Origin of the sequence: Streptomyces sp. 351MFTsu5.1 (assembly GCF_000383655.1) — a bacterium.
GTDB classification, from domain to species: domain Bacteria; phylum Actinomycetota; class Actinomycetes; order Streptomycetales; family Streptomycetaceae; genus Streptomyces; species Streptomyces griseorubiginosus.
Genome location: NZ_KB911789.1, coordinates 52360 through 68556, shown reverse-complemented (window position 1 = coordinate 68556; position 16197 = coordinate 52360). Strand labels below are relative to the sequence as shown.

Sequence of the window (16197 nt, the reverse complement as noted above, 5' to 3'; positions counted from 1 at the left end):
CGGGGGGGGCGGGATGACCACGGAGTGGGACAGGGCATCGAACGCACGGATGAATGCAGCTGCTCGAGATCTACTCGTCGGTCTGGTCCGTCGATTTTCGGCCGAAGGGCTTGAACGCAGCGCGGCTCTGGAGCAGGTGTTGAGAGCTGCACGCCTCGACGCGCAAGAACTCGAGGGACTGCTCGAAGCTTTGACGGCAGCGGAAGCTGAGGACGAGCATGGCGAAGAGGCGCTGAACCGCGCAGAAGGTGCGACTGTCGACAACGAGGCCGGCCCCGACGAGGTTTTCGATGACCTGGAATTCCCGGACGCTGAAGAGGAGGCCCCGGACCTTGAGGCCCTTCGGGGGACGGTGCGAGTCGATGACATGGATGCGGCTCGCCGGAGCGCTCGGGATCTGCTCGTAGCCGACCGAAGGAGAGCGAACCCCCATCGGCGCCTGCTGAGCGCCGAGGAGGAAGTGGGGCTCAGTCTCTTGCTCCGAGGAAACAGAAATCCATCGGAATCATTGCCGGAGGGTTACCTGGCGACGCTATCGTCGGACAGTGAACTTTACAAGGCCTTCTCTGCGATGGTCATCCATAACCAGCGTCTTGTCCACAGAATCCTGCGCGGTCTGGGATACCAATCGGGCACTCCTAATTATGAGGACCTGGCGCAGCACGGCATGATCGGGCTCATTCGTGCCGTGGAGAAGTTCGATATTTCCTTAGGTTGCAAGTTCTCCACTTATGCCTCTTGGTGGATTCGGCAGCGCATCACTCGAGCCGTGGCCAATGAGGGATCCCTCATTCGCCTTCCGGTTCATGTGTGGATTAATGTGGAGAAGGTTCGGAAGAAAGAGCGAGAATTTCTCGGCCAGGGGAAAATCCCCAGCGTGGATGACCTTGCGTTGGCTTCTCAGCTCAGCCCTGAGAAAGTGATGGAGTGTTTGACGCTGCGGTATCGGACGGTCCTCTCGCTCGAGCAGCCCCTCGGTGAGGGCGCGACTCTCGGCGAAATAGCTGTCGATAAATTTCAGGCCGTTCCGGGCCCGGAGCAGTCGTTGTGGCGCGAATTCGAGCGTCAGGAATTGTTTCAGATTTTCGATTCATGCGCCTTCACGGAAAGAACTCGAAAAATTCTTCTACTGCGCCACGGATTCGTCGACGGCACACCCTGGACGCTTGATGAAATCGGAAAGGAGTTCGGGGTGACGCGGGAGCGAATTCGACAAATCGAGAAGCGAGCACTGAAAGATTTGAGGATTCAGATGGGGCTGGATCCTGATGATCCTGACGCGGAACGCCGCCGGAAAGCAGTTCGAAAGGCGGCTAAGGAAGCCACCGAGCGCACCGTTCACCGCATGAGTTCCCAGGGGAGGGAGGAAAAGAGGGCCGGTACACCGATGTCCGACGGTGTCGGTAAGCCGGGAGCAGAGAGCAGTCCTGACGGGAGAGGGGAAAAAGTGACCTCGAAGGAGACGGAATTCGGTCGGCTACTTGCCGAGCGGATGCAAAAAGGAGGGATCGACGAAAGTGAGTTGGCGAGCCAGCTGGGGGTAGCGCGAGCTCTTGTCGAATCTTGGCTTGTCGGCCGTTCCATGCCTCGGCCGGACCTGCTGGACAGGGTGCTGGCGGTTCTCGGAGGCAGAGTCGAGGTCGGCCAGGCGGCCCTGGCAGTCGATCCGGAGCAGCTGGACGAACCCGCGGAGGCGTCAGTGGTGTGGTACCACCGTCCTGGACACGACGATGGAGGTCGGGAGTTCGGCAATGCGGCGGCCTTCGCCTTCGAGGCCGATCTTGAGGTTCTGGCGCGTGAAGCCACCCAGAACAGCCTGGATGAGCGTGATAGGAGCAACAGCCAACCGGTCAGGGTTTGTTACACCTTGCACGAGCTGACCGGTGACGCCCTGGCCCGGTTTCGTTCGGCGATCCGTTGGGACGACCTCCGCCCACACTACGAGGCGGCCGCCGAGCAGGACCAAAAAGTCGGACGCGTCATTAGTGCCGGTCTGAGGGAGATGGGCGAGCGGGATCGACTGGTCCTTCTTCGTGTCGACGACTACAACGCCAACGGGCTGACCGGGGATGACTACGAGGACGGACGCTTCGCAGCCGTGGTGCGACGCCAACTCGAGAGTCGCAAATCGGATGTGGCGGCTGGCGGTTCCTACGGCCTCGGGAAGGCCACACTCTGGGCGACCAGCCGCCTGGGACTCGTGCTCATGAACTCCACGCTCTCCGAACCCCACGAAGGAAATACTCAGCGGCGCCTGATCGGACGACTTGATCTCCCCTGGCGAGAGGTGAATGGCAGTAGATTCGCCGGCCCTGCTTGGTTGGGGCGGCCGGATGTCGAGGCGGACAACGCAGAGGTCGTTCGGTCTTGGTGGGCCGACGAGGAGACAGTCGAAAGCCTGCATCTCAGCCGCGATGGCGACGAGCCCGGAACATCTTTTCTGATCGTCGGAGCGCACGACGTGGCAAGTCTTGCTCAGGGCGGGCAGCATCACGAAAGCGACGTGGATGACGAGGACAGCCTGGAGCGCATGCACCAGACACTGGTTCGCGCGCTCGGTCGAAACTTCTGGGCTGCGATGACAGCGGGAGCCGACGAGTCACCGCTGCTGCAAGCGTCGGTCCGAACGCTGCGGAACGGCACCGAATACATTGAGGAGGAGCGAGTCGACCCTCAAGTCCACCAACCCGCACGCTCGCGTGCTCTGCGCGCCTTTTTGAGCGGTACTACGGTGGATCGTTTGACTGAGGCAGGGCAGGTGGCCCTCACCACAGTGCCCTTTAAGGTTCCCGAGCGAAATGGCCTCCCTGGTACCGGCGGAGAGCATCGGGCAGTACTCCTTGTGACTGAGGCCACAGACGCTGATGGCAAAATCAACCGGGTTACCGCGATGCGTGGAAACCGTATGACGGTCAAGACAAGCTGGGTGCCCGGCCTTCCGGTCGGGACCAATCCGTTTCAGGCAGTCCTACTTGTGGGTCGAGCAGCAGGGGACGACGCGCCGTTTGCAGCCGAGGCCGAGGATTTCCTTCGTTCCTCCGAGCCGCCAGAGCATAACAAGTGGGGTCAAACCGAGGAACTGAGGCTGCGCTACTCGCCCTCAGCCCATCGACGGATCGCAGGGTTGACCTCGGAAACCAATAGGGCAGTGCACGAAATTGTGGCGGCCCCTAAGCAGAAGAAGCCCGGCGGGAGGAGCAGGCTGAGCAAGCGGCTCAGGATCTCAGGAAAACCTCCCAGTAAGGTCAGGGGCGCGGTGACGTTTCCGAAACTAGACGACTTGCAGGCCGTGATCGTCCCCTCCGGCGCTTGGCAGATCACTGCCGAAGTCAAGGTGTCACCCACGAGTGAAGCCTGGTTTATGAATCCTGTCGCCAAACTGGAGGTGCGCTCTGGACCTCGGCCCGTGGTCAAATGGGCCGAGCTCGTCGCCGTCAGGAACTGTGAAGTGTATGACGGAGTGCTGCTTTTCCCACCAGGCACCCGCCGGGCCGTTTTCCAAGGTGTCACCGACGTGTCCACACATCCGGTGCACGCTGCGCTGACCGGCCTCGTTGTCGAACTGCAAGAGAGCAAGGGCGGCATCGCATGAAGGCCTACCCGTACCCTCGACTGACTGGCGCGGTGACGATGCGTGTCACGGCTGTGTGCCTGCGTGGCCCCGCCGACAGCCGCGAGCAGCTGGACTCGAGGGCATATTCGGTCGTCGAGCAGGTCGTTGCACTGGGCAGGGCGGAGCGCGCTGACTGGCAGACAGCTCGGATCGCCCTGACCGCGAATGTACCGATGGGTGAGGTAGAGGCGAAGGGGTACTGGTCCGACGTTGCGGTTGTGGCCGTTCTGACCGAGGGGGCCACGAATGCGCGCACTGTCGCCCGCTTGGACCGCAATACGGACAGCGGTAGGGACTGGAGCGGGGAGATCGAGCTCGACCGGGACTACCACTCGGACCGTGCGTCCCTCACTGTGCATGTGGTCGCCACAGCCGGGGAGGTGGAGGGGCGGATCATCGCCTCCACCGATCAGGAGTGGATGATCGACGTGACAGCCGACACCCCGCTCAGAGATCGCGAACTCGATGTCAGCGCGGTCAGTTTTGCCCGTGGCGCCGAATGGTTGCGGAGCTTTCGCGACGCGCCCTGGATCGTGGACACTGCCGGACGGATGCCCGCAGTCCGTCTGAACTCGGATTTTGAGGGCCTCGTGGCCTTGGTGGAGAGCCAGGCGTCGAAGGTGGAGAGCATCGTGGGGGAGATGCTCTTGGCTCAAATGTGCGCCGATGTGTGGACCGCCGTTTTCCACACTGCTGTCGGCGACTTGGAGATTGAGGACGACGGGACACCGCTTTTCCCACCTGATTGGCGAGGCGCGGTGCTTCGCGAGATGCTCCCGGATGTTGTTCCCGGTCGCTCAGCGGAGGATGCCCTCCGTGAGGTGCACATGCGACGTGCCGGCGAAGGGAGTTGGATGAATCTGCAACCGCGTATCCAGTACGCCGCTGCCAGGCGCGCCGAGATTCCAAAAGTATTGGCTGGTGCCGTTCGGGACATCGAACGATTCGACCAGGAGACCCACGCGTGACTTCTCGCCCCGAACACCTGCCAGAACGGCTTGCTCTCATCTCCGATGTGCAGGCCGCCGAGTACATCTCCACAGGATTGCTCGAGGGACGCGAGGACGTCCCTTCGATCGCGCTGAACAAAGTTGCCGAGGCTCTGCCCGGCGACGAAGCGCGACTTCAGCTGCGCCGTATACGAGACCTGGTCGACGACGCCATGATCAGGTTTCGGGACGAGCGCCCTACGACAGCCGATGCGTGGCTGGCACCGAGGCTGCATGAGACCCTTCGATTGACTCGCCGGGAAGCAGCCGACAAGCGGTTCTGGACGTACCTGGCTCTCGGCGTGGCTCCGGACTACGTCGTCTGGCGACATCTGCCTGAACCGAAGGCGGACGGTTCCCGCGCACGAGTGGCCCGGGACAAGTTTGTGGGTGCGCATCACAAGCAGACGTTCGCCCGGCTCTGGTGGGCGGCCGAGCTCTTCCGTAACGGTTCCGATTATCAGCCCGTAGTCGTGGCGTGTGGCAATCAGGACATGCTCAACTCAGCTCTTCGGCTGGACATCGTCGACCATCGTCCAACTGCCCTTGCTCTTGTCAGGCTTCTGGAGAGAGGCGTTGTGCGCACCGGCCGCGAGGTCAACGCTCTGACGCCCGCAGTGAACGCCGCTGCCGCAACCTTGATGTATGACGTCATCGCACCGGATGTCGAACGGGACGGTGAATCCTTGCGCGACTGGATCGCAGCGGCCGAATCTGCTCTCCCATCCCCCCGCAACGACCTTCCCGAGGGGCCGGACGAGGAGCGTGCTCCGGAGGAAGTGGTGCAGAAGCTGTTCGCCCATTTCGAGGAACTGTTCTCGGACGCGCGGGTCAGGGGGCGGATTTCCGATGGAGGCGAGTGACTTTGTGTGAGTCCGGCGGGCATTGGCTCTGATCGCCGCATCCGATCACGCGCAGCTCGGAAGTGGTGGTTCGGGGCACGCTGGGCCAGGTGGTCGCCGCGGCCAACTCGTCGTCTGAGGGCGCGTTCCCGCGCAGTGCTCGACTGAGCACGTGCATGCCGAGCCGGGGTGGAACGGCATTACCCACCTGTTGCGCCTGGTCGTGTCCCGACCAGGGGAAATTGTGCGGGAAGGTCTGGAGTACTCCTGACTCAGGGATGGTGAACCGCTGGGACATGCCCGCCTCGTACTCGGCCACACTCTTGTACACCTTGTTGCGGGAGACCTTCCCGGTGACCGTGAAGGCGGGCTCGGAAGAATGGCGCTGGCCTCTGTTTTTCGGATCGCCTCCGGATCCGTAGTTCGAGACGACGAAGAAATCCATCCTGCCCCCTGTACTGAGGCGGGAAACATCAACGGATGAGTCCTCCAGCGTGCTCGCCGCTTCGAGAGCCTCGGCCATGGAAAGCCAGCGCTGCCGTGCTCTAGGAATCCCAGGGGTGGTCGGGAACATCTCGGCCTGATCCACATTCCGGCTCCCACGATGCAGGTCGAAGGGGAGATGAGTCGCCTTCAGTGGTGCGATGGTCCCGTGCTCTGGGCGCCGGGCGACGAGTACGGCACGCGTGCGAGTTTGCGGTACCCCAAACTGCTCGGTCTTCAACTGCCAACACTCAGCCTCGTACTTGACGCCCTTCAGTCTGCCTTCACCACTGCGCAAGAGCTTCGCGTACACCTCCCAGAGGGGCAGTGCTGCGGGGACCTGCTCCAGAACGATCACCTTGTACGGATCCCGTCCCTCTGTGTCGATCGCTTTGAGGAGCCAGCGCAGCGGCTCCAGAACCAGGGCGGTGCGCGAGTCGCCGAGAGCGTGCAGATCCTCATCGATCTTTACTTCATCCTCTCCATCCACGAGTCTGTGGATGAACTCCTTCACCGTGTCCAGCGCCCGCCGTCCCTTGCCGTTCCCGGCGACGGAGAAGGATTGGCAGGGTGGCCCCCCGGCCAGGACGTCGACCGTTTTTGGGATCTCGTCAAAGCGGCTCTCGCGCATGACGCTCACATCGGCGTGGATCGTTGGCAGACCTGCCGCGTAGCGCGTCTCACAGGCGTTGCGGTCCCACTCGATTCCGATGCTCTTGAAACCCAGGAAGTGCGCGGCCACGTCAAGTCCCCCGGGGCCGGCGAAGAGATCCAGGATCCGGATTCCGTCGAGGTGGTGGACCTTTGTTCCTGGGCTGTTCATAGGGGTGAAGTGTAGCCGGCCCCTGGGGCCGCGGGCGCCGCCAACGTAGCCCTGATAGCCAAGACTGGCGCCCTGGCCACCGGCAGTGGAGAGGCCTGTTCGATCTGACGGTAGCGGGCGGCCTTCTTCCAACGAGTCTCCAATCGGGCGGGAACCCAATCTCCGGCGCCCAGACGAGGGCAGGGCCAGAGGCGTCGGCCACGGTGCTTCCGGCGACCACCATCCGAGCCCAGGCCCGACCCGCGCACCAGAGTCGGTGCCATAGCGAGCACCTGGCCTGCCCATCGGTCGGCGTCCCGCCAGCCGTTCGTGGCAATCGAGTGGCGCAGGACCCGGCCTGCGGACAGCCGCTCGCTAGAGGGCGTCTGAAAAGCCGCTAAGCGGGCTGATCTTGCGAGGCGGCGCACGAGGAGCATGGCCATGGTGAGGTAGATGGCGTTCTCCGAGCAGACGCGCAGGTACTCGTAGTCCTTCGACAGGCGGCGGCACCGTCCCAGCCAGGCGAAGGTCCGCTCTACGACCCACCGGCGCGGGACGACCGCAAATGGGCGCACTTCCGGAGGCGGTGTGCCTACCTTCGCCCAGGTCGAGCAGAACCCTCCGTCGCGGCGCTGCACGACCTGCACGGTGATGCCGGTGGCTTCCCGTGCCCAGGCATGGAAGTCGGCGCCACGGTAGCCCTGGTCCGCCCACACGTGCCGAAGGCGCGGGAAGGAATCGACAGCCCGAGCGAACAGGACTGCTGCTCCGTCACGGTCGCCGACACTCGCCGGGCTCACGCAGGTGACCAGGACCGTGCCGCGGGTGTCGACGAGCAGGTGGCGCTTGATGCCGCTGACCTTCTTGCCGCCGTCGTACCCGTGCAGGCCGCCGCGCTCACTGGCCCTCACGCTCTGACTGTCCACGATGGCCGCGCTGGGAGTGGGATCCCGGCCGAGTTGCACCCGCTCACGTTCGCGGAGCGCCGTCAACATCCGCTCCCATACGCCCTCTTGCTGTCACTGTCGCCAGTAGTGGTAGACGGTCTGCCACGGCGGCAGGTCGTGCGGCAGCAGTCTCCAGGCGCAGCCGGCCCGCAGCCAATACGCCAACGCGTTGATGATCTCCCGTCGCGTGTGTTTCGCCGGTCGCCCACCGGGCTTGACCGCCGGAACCAGCGGACGGAGGATCTCCCACTCCAGATCGAATAGATCCGTCGGGTAACGGGTACGCAGCCCGCACACCCCGGCCCCCGAAAGTACGTCACCGCCCCGCTATCAGGTGACTTGCCCGCTGACCGGCTTTTCAGACGCCCTCTAGCTGTGGGTGAGATCGCGCACCGGCTCGAAGTCGGATGCTCTCACCAAGGGCAGTGGGTTCTCGATGATCAGGGGTTGGGGTTGGCCAGCATGCGTTAAGCAGACGGTCGCCTTCCAGCAAGTGCAGCTCGGCCTCGCTTCCGGTCCGCACGGCAGTCGCGCCGGATTTCACACGGGGAAGTCCGGCCAGCGGCAGGTCCACGTCGTAGACCTTGGAGTGCTGTGATGGGGTGAAGTCCAACAGGTCCGTGTGCAGAAGCTGCCAAGCCAGCGGGTCCGTGAGCAGCATGTTGCGGGCCTCAGGCTTCGTGTCCAGAAGCAGTACGACTTCGAAGCCAGTACATTCCAGTCCTTGGTACCAGTTCTCCCGCTCCCGCACACGTCGGCGAATCGTAATCCGCTCATCTGTTCCTGTCCCCTCATGGACTGTATTCGCCTGCTGCTCTCTCCCGATCGACGGCTGCGATCACCTGACGCGCTACAGCTTCTGGAGGCTCGTGTTCCCAGAAGCGCATGACTGTCCAGCCCTCCGACGACAACTGGGCGGTCGTCTCCCGGTCTCGCTCGATGTTGCGATCGAGCTTCCTCCGCCACCATTCCGCGTTCGCTTTGGGACTGGTGGCGTGCTCAGGGCAGCCGTGCCAGAAACAGCCGTCAATCAGAACTGCCAACCTGGCACGAGTGAAGGCGATGTCGATTTTTCGCCTGCGCATGCCAGGTACCGGATAGTGGATCCGATACCGGTACCCCGAGGCATGGAGGAGCTGCCTTACCGCACGCTCGGCATCGGTGTCCCGGCTGGCCTGCCGGGACATCCGGGTCGAGACATCAGGGCTGGAGGGGAGGGGACCATGCATGTTCCCAGTGTCCTATCGTCCGAGGTGGATTCGCCTACTGTCGTGGCATCCCGTCGCGCGGACCCACCTGCGTAGGTGAGGTTTGGGTCTGTGATGTGCCGCAATCACCGAGATCCAGATTGTTGGCGGTCTTCGCGTTGGTTGGTTGGGGGGAGATGGTTGCGCCCACTGCCTTACGGCGATGGGGCCAGTCAATGCCTGGTTGGTTGCGTGCTTCTAGGGCTGGGGGCCAGCCGTAGCCGTAGCCGTAGCCGTAGCCGATGAACGCGGTTGAGGTGCGCACGATGACGGCCTCTACGAGGCGTAGGCCGTTCGCCTTCCTCAGTGTGATCTTGTCGATGACGACTGTCTTGTGGCCGTAGTTGTGCAACTCGTCGCCGAGGAACCAGGCGCCGCCCTCTTTCTTCTGTGGGATGCATTCCTTGCCCGAGCCGGCGTCGGAGTAGTCGGGTCCGTTCAGCGGTCCGTCTGCGGACGTTCCGGGACCGGCTGTGCCGCAGCCTGCCATTAGGACGGCGAGCAGGGCCAAGGGCGGAAGCGAGCGCCGGACGCTCATTCTTGGTGGGCTCCCCACTGGTGTACTCACTTGCGGCAGCGGCAAGTGGAAGCGATGCGTCAGTGTCTGGGCAATGCCAACTACGCAGATTTTTGCCGCAGTTGGCAGTTTGCTGGCGTTGGGCCGCCCGCTTCCTTGGAGTTTCGTGCCTCCGCGGACTGCGTCAAGGGCGCTTCCTGCGGTTGCGTCGCCTTCGGCGATCGGCCTGTGGCCGACCCTTGACCCAGTCCGCTCCGGCACGGGGGAGAAGCGAGCGGGCGCCCTGGGGGAGGCGGCCCAGGTGGTGAGGATTGGGGGTGCGGTGAGGTGTGGGCCTGGGGTAGGGGGCGCAGTCGTTGTCCGGCTGTGCGGTGGGTCGGCGGCTCTCCGTTGGAGGGGGTGCGGGTGTACGGCCGGGAGTTTCGGGGGTGGGGCAGGGCGGTCGGTGGTGGCGACGCCGGGCTGGTCAGGTGAAGTCCGCTGCCGTGATGCCGGCCGCGTGGCCCGGTGGCCACTCCACCAGTTCGATTCGGTAGCCGTCCGGGTCTGTGAGCCAGGATGTTTTGGGGCCGTCGGGGCCGCCCGGGTATTGGATCGGGCCCGGGGTCAGGCCTGACTCGGTCAGCCGCATCAGGGCGTCTGTCAGGGTGTCGACCTGGATTGCCAGGTGGTCGAAGCCCGTGCCCACCTCGACCGGGCCGTCGGTGGGGCGGTGGACCAGTTCCAGGGAGGCGGACGGTTCGTCGGGGAAGCTGAGGATCGCGAGGTGGCCTGCCTCGCCGGCTTCCACCCGGCCCAGTTCGACGTAGCCCAAGGCCGTGTAGAAGGCCAGCGAGCGGTCCAGGTCGGACACACGGTACGAGACGAAGAGTGTCTTCACGCGGACCCCTCGGAACGGTGGACCCGGTAACGCAAGTGTGTGACGTCCCGGTCGTCGAGGCGCCTGACCAGGTCGAGTTCGATGTGCCGGCCGCCCAGGTGGTCGAAGAGTCGGCGCCCCTCCCCGAGCAGGACCGGGATCAGGTGGATCTCCATCTCGTCGAGGTGGCCGGCCCGTAGGAGTGCCTGGGCCGCGGACGCGCCGTGGACCATGACCGGCCTGTCCCCGGCGGCCGCGCGGGCCTGGCGGGCGCAGTCGTCCACGTCCGTGACGAAGCGGGCGTGGCCCGGTGGTACGTCGCCCTCGTCCACCTGGTGGGTGAGGACGAGGATCGGCACACCGTCGTGGTGGTCGCCCTGCCAGCGCCGGGCGAGTTCGAAGGTCCGGCGGCCCGAGATCAGCGCGCCGGTCGCCAAGGCCTCGCGGTAGACCTGGCCGCTCGGGCCGTCGGACTCCCGGTCGTCGAGCCAGTTGAACAGTCGTCCGCCGTCGCGTCCGAGTTCCTGGCCCGGTCGGTCGTCCGGGCCCGCGATGAAGCCGTCGAGCGACATCGACATGTACAGCCGGATCGGGTTCCTCATCGCGGGCCTCGTCTCTTCTCCGTGACACGCCACCGGGCAGGTGTGTCACAGGGAAGACCTCAAGGGGCGGGCGAATTCATCGGTCAGCGTCAACCTGCGGCTTCCAGGGCCCGCCCCCAACGGCGGCCTACTCGCCGTGGCACTCCCCGTACACCCGGCCCGACCCGCACCAGCACGCCGTCCCCCGCTGCGGCGGCCACTCCACCGCGCGGCCCCGCGCCGCCAGAGTCGTGGCGTACTGGGGGAGCAGCGAGACCTCCGCCGGGGACATGCCCTCCGACGCCGCGAAGGCCTCGTAGGAGGGGACCGTGCCCGAGACGATGCCCAGGTTCGCGGTGCCGGAGGAGGACAGCTCGCGCAGGGACTCTTCTATGGTCGCCAGGTGCTCCTCGTGGGAGGGGTACTCCGACTCCAGCGAGGGGTACGCCGCCAGCAGTTCCGACAGTTCGGGCGCCGGCCAGTGCAGTACCGCCACCGGGAACGGGCGCGACAACGCCTCCCGGTACGTGCCGAGTTCGGCGCGCAGGCGGCTGATCTCCGCCTCCAGTTCGGCCGGGTTGTCCGAGCCGAGGGACCACACGCGCTTCGGGTCGTGGAGTTCGTCCAGGGAGACCGGGGAGGTGTGGAGGGTGTCCGCCAGGGTGTCCCACTCGTCGTGGGCCAGGCCCAGCATGCGGCGGACCCGGTGGCGGCCGAACAGCAGGGGATGCGTGGAGTACGGCGGTTCCGTGACGTCCGTCAGGAGGACCCTCGCGCCCTCCGTGAATGTCTCCTGCGCCTGCTCCAGCTCGTCGTGGGACTCCAGGGCCTCCGCCACGATCACCCAGGGCGCCGGGTCCCGGGGAGCCGCCACGCGGACACCCTCGATGATCGCGCGGGCCTCGGCCTCATGGCCGTACTCCCAGAGGTTCGCGGCCTTCAGGGCACGGACGAGGAAGGGGTTCTCCAAGCCGTCCTGCGCGGCCAGCAGGCGGTCGTAGAGGGAGGACGCGGCGGGGCGGTCGCCGGCCAGTTCCAGGTGGGCCGCGGCCTGCACGAGCAGGGCCTCGGCGTCCTCGGGGTACCGGTCGGCGGTCCGCTCCAGGCGCGCCGCTTCGGCGTTGTGGTCGACGTTCTCGGCAGGCGTGTCGGGGCGCATGGGTGACACCGTACTGCCGATCAGTGACAAAGAAGAGAGAGGTGCAGGCCAGGGGCCGGACAACACGGAGGACCCCGGCCCGCACCATGCCGGGCTCACACGGAGGACCCCGGCCCGCACCACGCCGGACTCACACGGAGGACCCCGGCCCGCACCACGCCGGGCTCAGATCGTCACCCCGTCGATCTGCAACGTCTGCACCGCCTTCGCCGCGAACGGCACCGCCACCGACTTCCCGCTCAGGAACGTGTTGGAGTACGAGGCGTACTTGTCGCCGCCCGTCGTCACCGTGTTCCAGCGCGGGACCAGGCCTCCCGAGCCGCCCGTCACCGTGGTGAAGCGGGACAGGTCGAAGGTGAGAGTCTGGGCCGAGGTCGAGGTGTTCAGGGCCACGATGACCAGGCGCTTCGCCGTGGAGTCGTAGGCCGCGACCGCGTTGCTCACCCCCGTGTCGAGGATCTTCATCCCGGGGCGGATGTGCCGGCTGAACTGGGCCAGCACGTAGTACTTCGTCTCGATCGCGCCCGCCTGGAGGGTGCTGGCGTCGTACTTGATCACGCCCCAGCCCGCCGTCGGGTCCATGACCTGCCAGTAGACCCAGGCCGTCGGGTGCAGCCAGCGGAAGTCGTAGAGGAGGTTGAAGGCGGTGGTGTAACCGGTGCCGTCGCCGTCGCCGGTCTCGGAGTTCCACAGTTTCTTGCCTGCCGTGGTGACCACGTCCGTGTAGAGCAGGTCCCTACGGCCGTCCGAGCCCTGGTAGCCGTGCACGTTGACCTGGTTGACGTATCCCTTCGTGGTCGAGCTGAAGGAGTTCCAGGTGGTGCGGGCGAGGTCGTAGCTGGTCTCGTCCGAGGCCGAGATCTTCACGCCGGTCAGGCCGCGGTTGTTCAACTCGCTGCGCAGGTACGGCAGTACGGCCGACTGGACCGACGCGTCCATGTGGCAGCCCTCTTGCGTGCCGGTCGCCGTCCACCAGGACGAGGAGGGCTCGTTGAAGGCGTCGACCGTCGAGAAGTTCACGCCCCAGTTGTTCTTGGCGTAGAGGGCCACCGAGGCGAGGTGGGAGGCGTGCTGCCGGTAGTTCCAGGACTGGAGGTTGTTGCCGCCGCCGGAGGCACCGGAGGGGTTGTGGTTCAGACACATCCACCACATGGGGGAGTTGGCGAACAGCTCCGAAGTGGCCCCGCGCGACGTGGCCTTGACCAGCATCGCCCGCTGGGTGGCGTCCGCCGTCCACTTCCAGGCCGAGGAGGTCGGGTCCTCGTTGTTCCAGTCCTGCCAGTAACCCTCGATCTGCTTGAAGCCGGGGATGTTCGCCGACGCGACCATCGACTCGCCGCCGACCGTGTTCCAGCTGCACCCGCCCAGGTTGTAGCGGGCGATGTTCAGGCCGAGTCCGGGCAGCGAAGTGCCGTTGTAGGTCGTCGACTTGGTGGTGAAGAAGAGGTCGGCGAAGTCGTCCCGCGCGCCGAACACGTTGGCCCACCAGGCCAGGGAGGTGCCCCAGCCCTCCCACGTGCCGTACGACGTCCCCGGGCTGACCGCGATCGTGGCGTCCGCGCGGGCGGTGCCGGTGGCCAGTGCGCTGCCGAGGAGGGTGCCTCCTGCGGCTGTCAGCAGCGTTCTGCGTCGGATCATTGCTACTCCGAACTCCGAGGGGCGACGCGGCGTCCCACCGGCGTCGTAGCCCGTCCCGTTCTTGCCACGTCGAAGCATCGGGTGTGGCCGGTGGGGTTGTCGAGAGTTCTGACATCCCTTTCTAAAACCAGTGGAAGAAGTGCGGGCATCTCGGACGTGCGGTGCCCGAGGGCCTGTACGCCCGCCTGCCTCTGGTGACTTGGCGGCGCGGCCCCTATCGTGCGGCCGCATGCGGTCCCGCATCGTGCATCACGGAACCCGCCGCCGACGCGCCCGGCGCCGCCGCGTGCTGTGGACCGGCGGCGAGGTCCTGGTGACCGTCGGGGTCGTCCTCATGCTGCTCGTCGTCCATCAGCTGTGGTGGACCAACCGCGAGGCCCGGGAGGGCGCGCGGCGGAAGGTCGAGGCGCTGGAGCGGCAGTGGGGGCAGGAGGGCGACGGCACGGCCCGCGACCCCGCGACGGGTGAGGGCGATGCCCCGGACGACGGCGGCACCGGCACCGGCGCCGACGAGGGCGGGTCCACCGCGGCGGGGTCGAGCGGCCGCTCCGGCAACTCCACCCGCTCGCAGCCGAGTTGGACGCAGGCCTACGCCATCCTCACCGTCCCCCGTCTCCACCTCCGCGTCCCCGTGGCCGAGGGTGTCGGCAAGCAGAGCGTGCTCAACAAGGGGTACGTCGGCCACTACCCCGGCACCGGACAGCCGGGCCAGGTCGGCAACTTCGCGCTCGCCGGACACCGCAACACCCATGGCGAGCCCTTCCGGTACGTCAACCGTCTGGGGCCCGGGGACACCGTCGAGGTCGAGACCCGGAGCGCGGTCTACACGTACGCCGTGGACCGGACCCTGCGCCAGACCTCGGCCCGCGACTCAGGAGTGATCCGCCCGGTCCCGCGCTCGACGGTCCATCCCTCCTACGGCTACACCGCGCCCGGTCGGTTCATCACCCTCACCACATGCACCCCCGAGTACACGTCCCGGTACCGGCTGGTGGTGTGGGGCACCTTGGTCTCGACCCGGGTGCGTTGACGGCGGCCCAGGCGGCCGCGTTCACGTGGTCACCCGTCGCCAACGCCTCCCCGTCACCGACGCCTCCCCGTCACCGAGGTCACCGGTCCCGCAGCGCCACCACGCTCGCCGCCGCCACCAGCGCCAGGCCCGCCGAGACGAGCATGGCGAGGTCCGCGCCGTGGGCCAATCCGCTCCCCGACGAGGTGGCGATCGCGATCGTCAGGGCGACTCCGGCACAGGAACCGATGTACCGGAACGTCTGCTGGGCCCCCGAGCCCATCGCCGCCCGGGCCGCCGGGACGGACTCCACCGCGAGCAGCGGGAGCGCCGCGTTCAGCAGGCCGCTGCCGACGCCGGCGATCACCAGGCCGGGCAGCAGCCGTACCCAGGAGCCCGCGTCGAGCGAGCCCAGCATGGTCAGGACGCCGGCCGCGTGCAGCAGGAAGCCGAGGGCGAGCTGCCACCGCGGCGGTACCCGGCCCGCCAGCCGCCTGACCTGGAGCGCCACCGCGAAGGACAGGCCGGACCAGAGCAGGAAGAGCCAGGCGGTGTCCATCGCGGACAGGCCCACGGTCTGCTGGAGGAGGGCCGGAAGGAAGCTGAACAGGCCGATGACCGCGAGACCGGTGAACAGGCCGGACGAGGACGAGGCGAGGAAAAGGCGGTGGCGGAGCAGGCCCAGGTCGATCATCGGGGTCGCCGACCGCCGCTCGACCACGGCGAACAGGGCCAGCAGGACGGCGAAGGCCAGCAACAGCAGGGCCACCGGCGCCCGTAGCCAGCCGTCCCGGCCCAGCGTGAGCGCCGCGACCAGGGCGACCAGAGCGAGCCCGAAGGTCACGGCTCCGGGGAGGTCGGGGCGCCCGCCGCGCGGGGCCCGGGACTCCGACAACAGGCGGGCGGACAGGGCGGCCACGAGGACGGCGGCGGCGCCGAGAACGCCGTACGACACTCTCCAGCTCGGCATCGCGCCGCTCAGCAGCGGGCCGACCGCGATGCCGCCGCTCACGAACGCGCCCCAGACGCCGGTCGCGTGCAGCTGGCCCCGCGGTGAGGGGAACGCGTGCACGATCAGGCCGAGGCTGCTCGCCAGGAGTGCCGCGCTGGCCGCGCCCTGGGCGATCCGGGCCAGGGTGAACAGCCAGGTGGAGGAGGTCAGCGCGCCGAGGGCCGTGGTCAGGCCGAGGGCCAGGGTGCCCGCGACGAAGATCCGGCGGCGGCCGTAGTCGTCGGCGAGGGAGCCGGCGACCAGCAGGAGGGCGGCCAGGCCGAGCGGGGTGCCGTTGAGGAGCCAGGCCTGGGCGGAGAGCGGGGTGTGCAGGTCGGCGGCGACGTCGGGGAGCGTGACCATCGGCGCGGTGTACGTCATCAGGGCCACGGCGGTCGCGGCACTGGTCAGCGCGAGGGTGGCGCGGGGGCGGGACGAGGACTCCGGGGCCGGGGCGGGCGGCGCCGGCTGCTTCACCGCTGTGCGAGTTCGTTCATTGAACCTTGGCATGCGGACGACC

The 16197-nt window shown here is 66.6% G+C and carries 12 protein-coding genes and 1 pseudogene; 4 read left to right on the top strand and 9 right to left on the bottom strand.

Features of this window, described 5'->3' with window-relative positions:
• Positions 1–13 precede the first annotated feature (13 nt).
• The 3 genes from H295_RS48615 to H295_RS0129450 are packed head-to-tail and all read left to right on the top strand — an operon-like array spanning position 14 to position 5465.
• The gene (locus tag H295_RS48615; RefSeq protein ID WP_158691073.1) at positions 14–3592 is read left to right on the top strand and encodes a sigma-70 family RNA polymerase sigma factor; all 3579 of its coding nucleotides are present in this window, start codon (positions 14–16) and stop codon (positions 3590–3592) included.
• Positions 3589–4581 carry a hypothetical protein gene (locus tag H295_RS0129455; protein ID WP_028809860.1) on the top strand — a complete coding sequence of 331 codons (993 nt, stop codon included), beginning with the start codon at positions 3589–3591 and terminating at the stop codon, positions 4579–4581. The genes H295_RS48615 and H295_RS0129455 overlap by 4 nt, the downstream gene beginning before the upstream one ends.
• Positions 4578–5465: a DUF6339 family protein gene (locus tag H295_RS0129450; protein ID WP_020138939.1), complete on the top strand. Its 888-nt coding sequence runs from the start codon at positions 4578–4580 to the stop codon at positions 5463–5465. The genes H295_RS0129455 and H295_RS0129450 overlap by 4 nt, the downstream gene beginning before the upstream one ends.
• Here the strand turns inward: H295_RS0129450 and H295_RS43655 are convergent.
• The 8 genes and pseudogenes from H295_RS43655 to H295_RS0129415 form a co-directional block, all read right to left on the bottom strand.
• Complete coding sequence (locus H295_RS43655; RefSeq protein WP_043218149.1) at positions 5434–6750, bottom strand: DNA cytosine methyltransferase; 1317 nt, start codon at positions 6748–6750, stop codon at positions 5434–5436. The genes H295_RS0129450 and H295_RS43655 overlap by 32 nt on opposite strands.
• A 389-nt stretch (positions 6751–7139) precedes the next feature.
• Positions 7140–7973: pseudogene (locus H295_RS45760) on the bottom strand (IS5 family transposase); the annotation flags it as partial.
• 494 nt (positions 7974–8467) lie between these two features.
• Positions 8468–8905 (bottom strand): very short patch repair endonuclease, encoded by a 438-nt coding sequence (locus tag H295_RS45755; RefSeq protein ID WP_078616775.1) that lies wholly within the window; start codon positions 8903–8905, stop codon positions 8468–8470.
• Positions 8906–8939: 34 nt separating this feature from the next.
• Positions 8940–9434 (bottom strand): hypothetical protein, encoded by a 495-nt coding sequence (locus tag H295_RS47265; protein WP_158691072.1) that lies wholly within the window; start codon positions 9432–9434, stop codon positions 8940–8942.
• A 472-nt stretch (positions 9435–9906) separates the two neighbouring features.
• The gene (locus H295_RS0129430) at positions 9907–10320 is read right to left on the bottom strand and encodes a VOC family protein (protein ID WP_020138936.1); all 414 of its coding nucleotides are present in this window, start codon (positions 10318–10320) and stop codon (positions 9907–9909) included.
• A complete protein-coding gene (locus H295_RS0129425) occupies positions 10317–10901 on the bottom strand; it encodes a dihydrofolate reductase family protein (RefSeq protein ID WP_020138935.1) in 585 nt (194 codons plus the stop codon). Before H295_RS0129425 ends, H295_RS0129430 begins: the two co-directional genes overlap by 4 nt.
• 127 nt (positions 10902–11028) lie before the next feature.
• Positions 11029–12039: an SEC-C domain-containing protein gene (locus H295_RS0129420; protein WP_020138934.1), complete on the bottom strand. Its 1011-nt coding sequence runs from the start codon at positions 12037–12039 to the stop codon at positions 11029–11031.
• Positions 12040–12204: 165 nt separating this feature from the next.
• The gene (locus H295_RS0129415) at positions 12205–13677 is read right to left on the bottom strand and encodes an endo-beta-1,6-galactanase (protein ID WP_020138933.1); all 1473 of its coding nucleotides are present in this window, start codon (positions 13675–13677) and stop codon (positions 12205–12207) included.
• 229 nt (positions 13678–13906) lie between these two features.
• On the opposite strand from H295_RS0129415, the gene H295_RS0129410 reads away from it, so the two are divergent.
• Positions 13907–14707, top strand: coding sequence for a class E sortase (locus tag H295_RS0129410; protein ID WP_028809859.1), 801 nt, complete (start codon positions 13907–13909; stop codon positions 14705–14707).
• A 79-nt stretch (positions 14708–14786) separates the two neighbouring features.
• On the opposite strand, the gene H295_RS0129405 is transcribed toward H295_RS0129410, so the two are convergent.
• Positions 14787–16187 carry an MFS transporter gene (locus tag H295_RS0129405; protein ID WP_028809858.1) on the bottom strand — a complete coding sequence of 467 codons (1401 nt, stop codon included), beginning with the start codon at positions 16185–16187 and terminating at the stop codon, positions 14787–14789.
• Positions 16188–16197: the final 10 nt, after the last annotated feature.

Bases quoted from the DNA above. Each gene is read 5' to 3' on its own strand.
- H295_RS0129415 (WP_020138933.1), bottom strand. From the start codon at position 13,677: ATGATCCGACGCAGAACGCTGCTGACAGCCGCAGGAGGCACCCTCCTC.
- H295_RS0129455 (WP_028809860.1), top strand. From the start codon at position 3,589: ATGAAGGCCTACCCGTACCCTCGACTGACTGGCGCGGTGACGATGCGT.
- H295_RS0129420 (WP_020138934.1), bottom strand. From the start codon at position 12,039: ATGCGCCCCGACACGCCTGCCGAGAACGTCGACCACAACGCCGAAGCG.
- H295_RS0129410 (WP_028809859.1), top strand. From the start codon at position 13,907: ATGCGGTCCCGCATCGTGCATCACGGAACCCGCCGCCGACGCGCCCGG.
- H295_RS45755 (WP_078616775.1), bottom strand. From the start codon at position 8,905: ATGCATGGTCCCCTCCCCTCCAGCCCTGATGTCTCGACCCGGATGTCC.
- H295_RS43655 (WP_043218149.1), bottom strand. From the start codon at position 6,750: ATGAACAGCCCAGGAACAAAGGTCCACCACCTCGACGGAATCCGGATC.
- H295_RS0129425 (WP_020138935.1), bottom strand. From the start codon at position 10,901: ATGAGGAACCCGATCCGGCTGTACATGTCGATGTCGCTCGACGGCTTC.
- H295_RS0129405 (WP_028809858.1), bottom strand. From the start codon at position 16,187: ATGCCAAGGTTCAATGAACGAACTCGCACAGCGGTGAAGCAGCCGGCG.
- H295_RS48615 (WP_158691073.1), top strand. From the start codon at position 14: ATGACCACGGAGTGGGACAGGGCATCGAACGCACGGATGAATGCAGCT.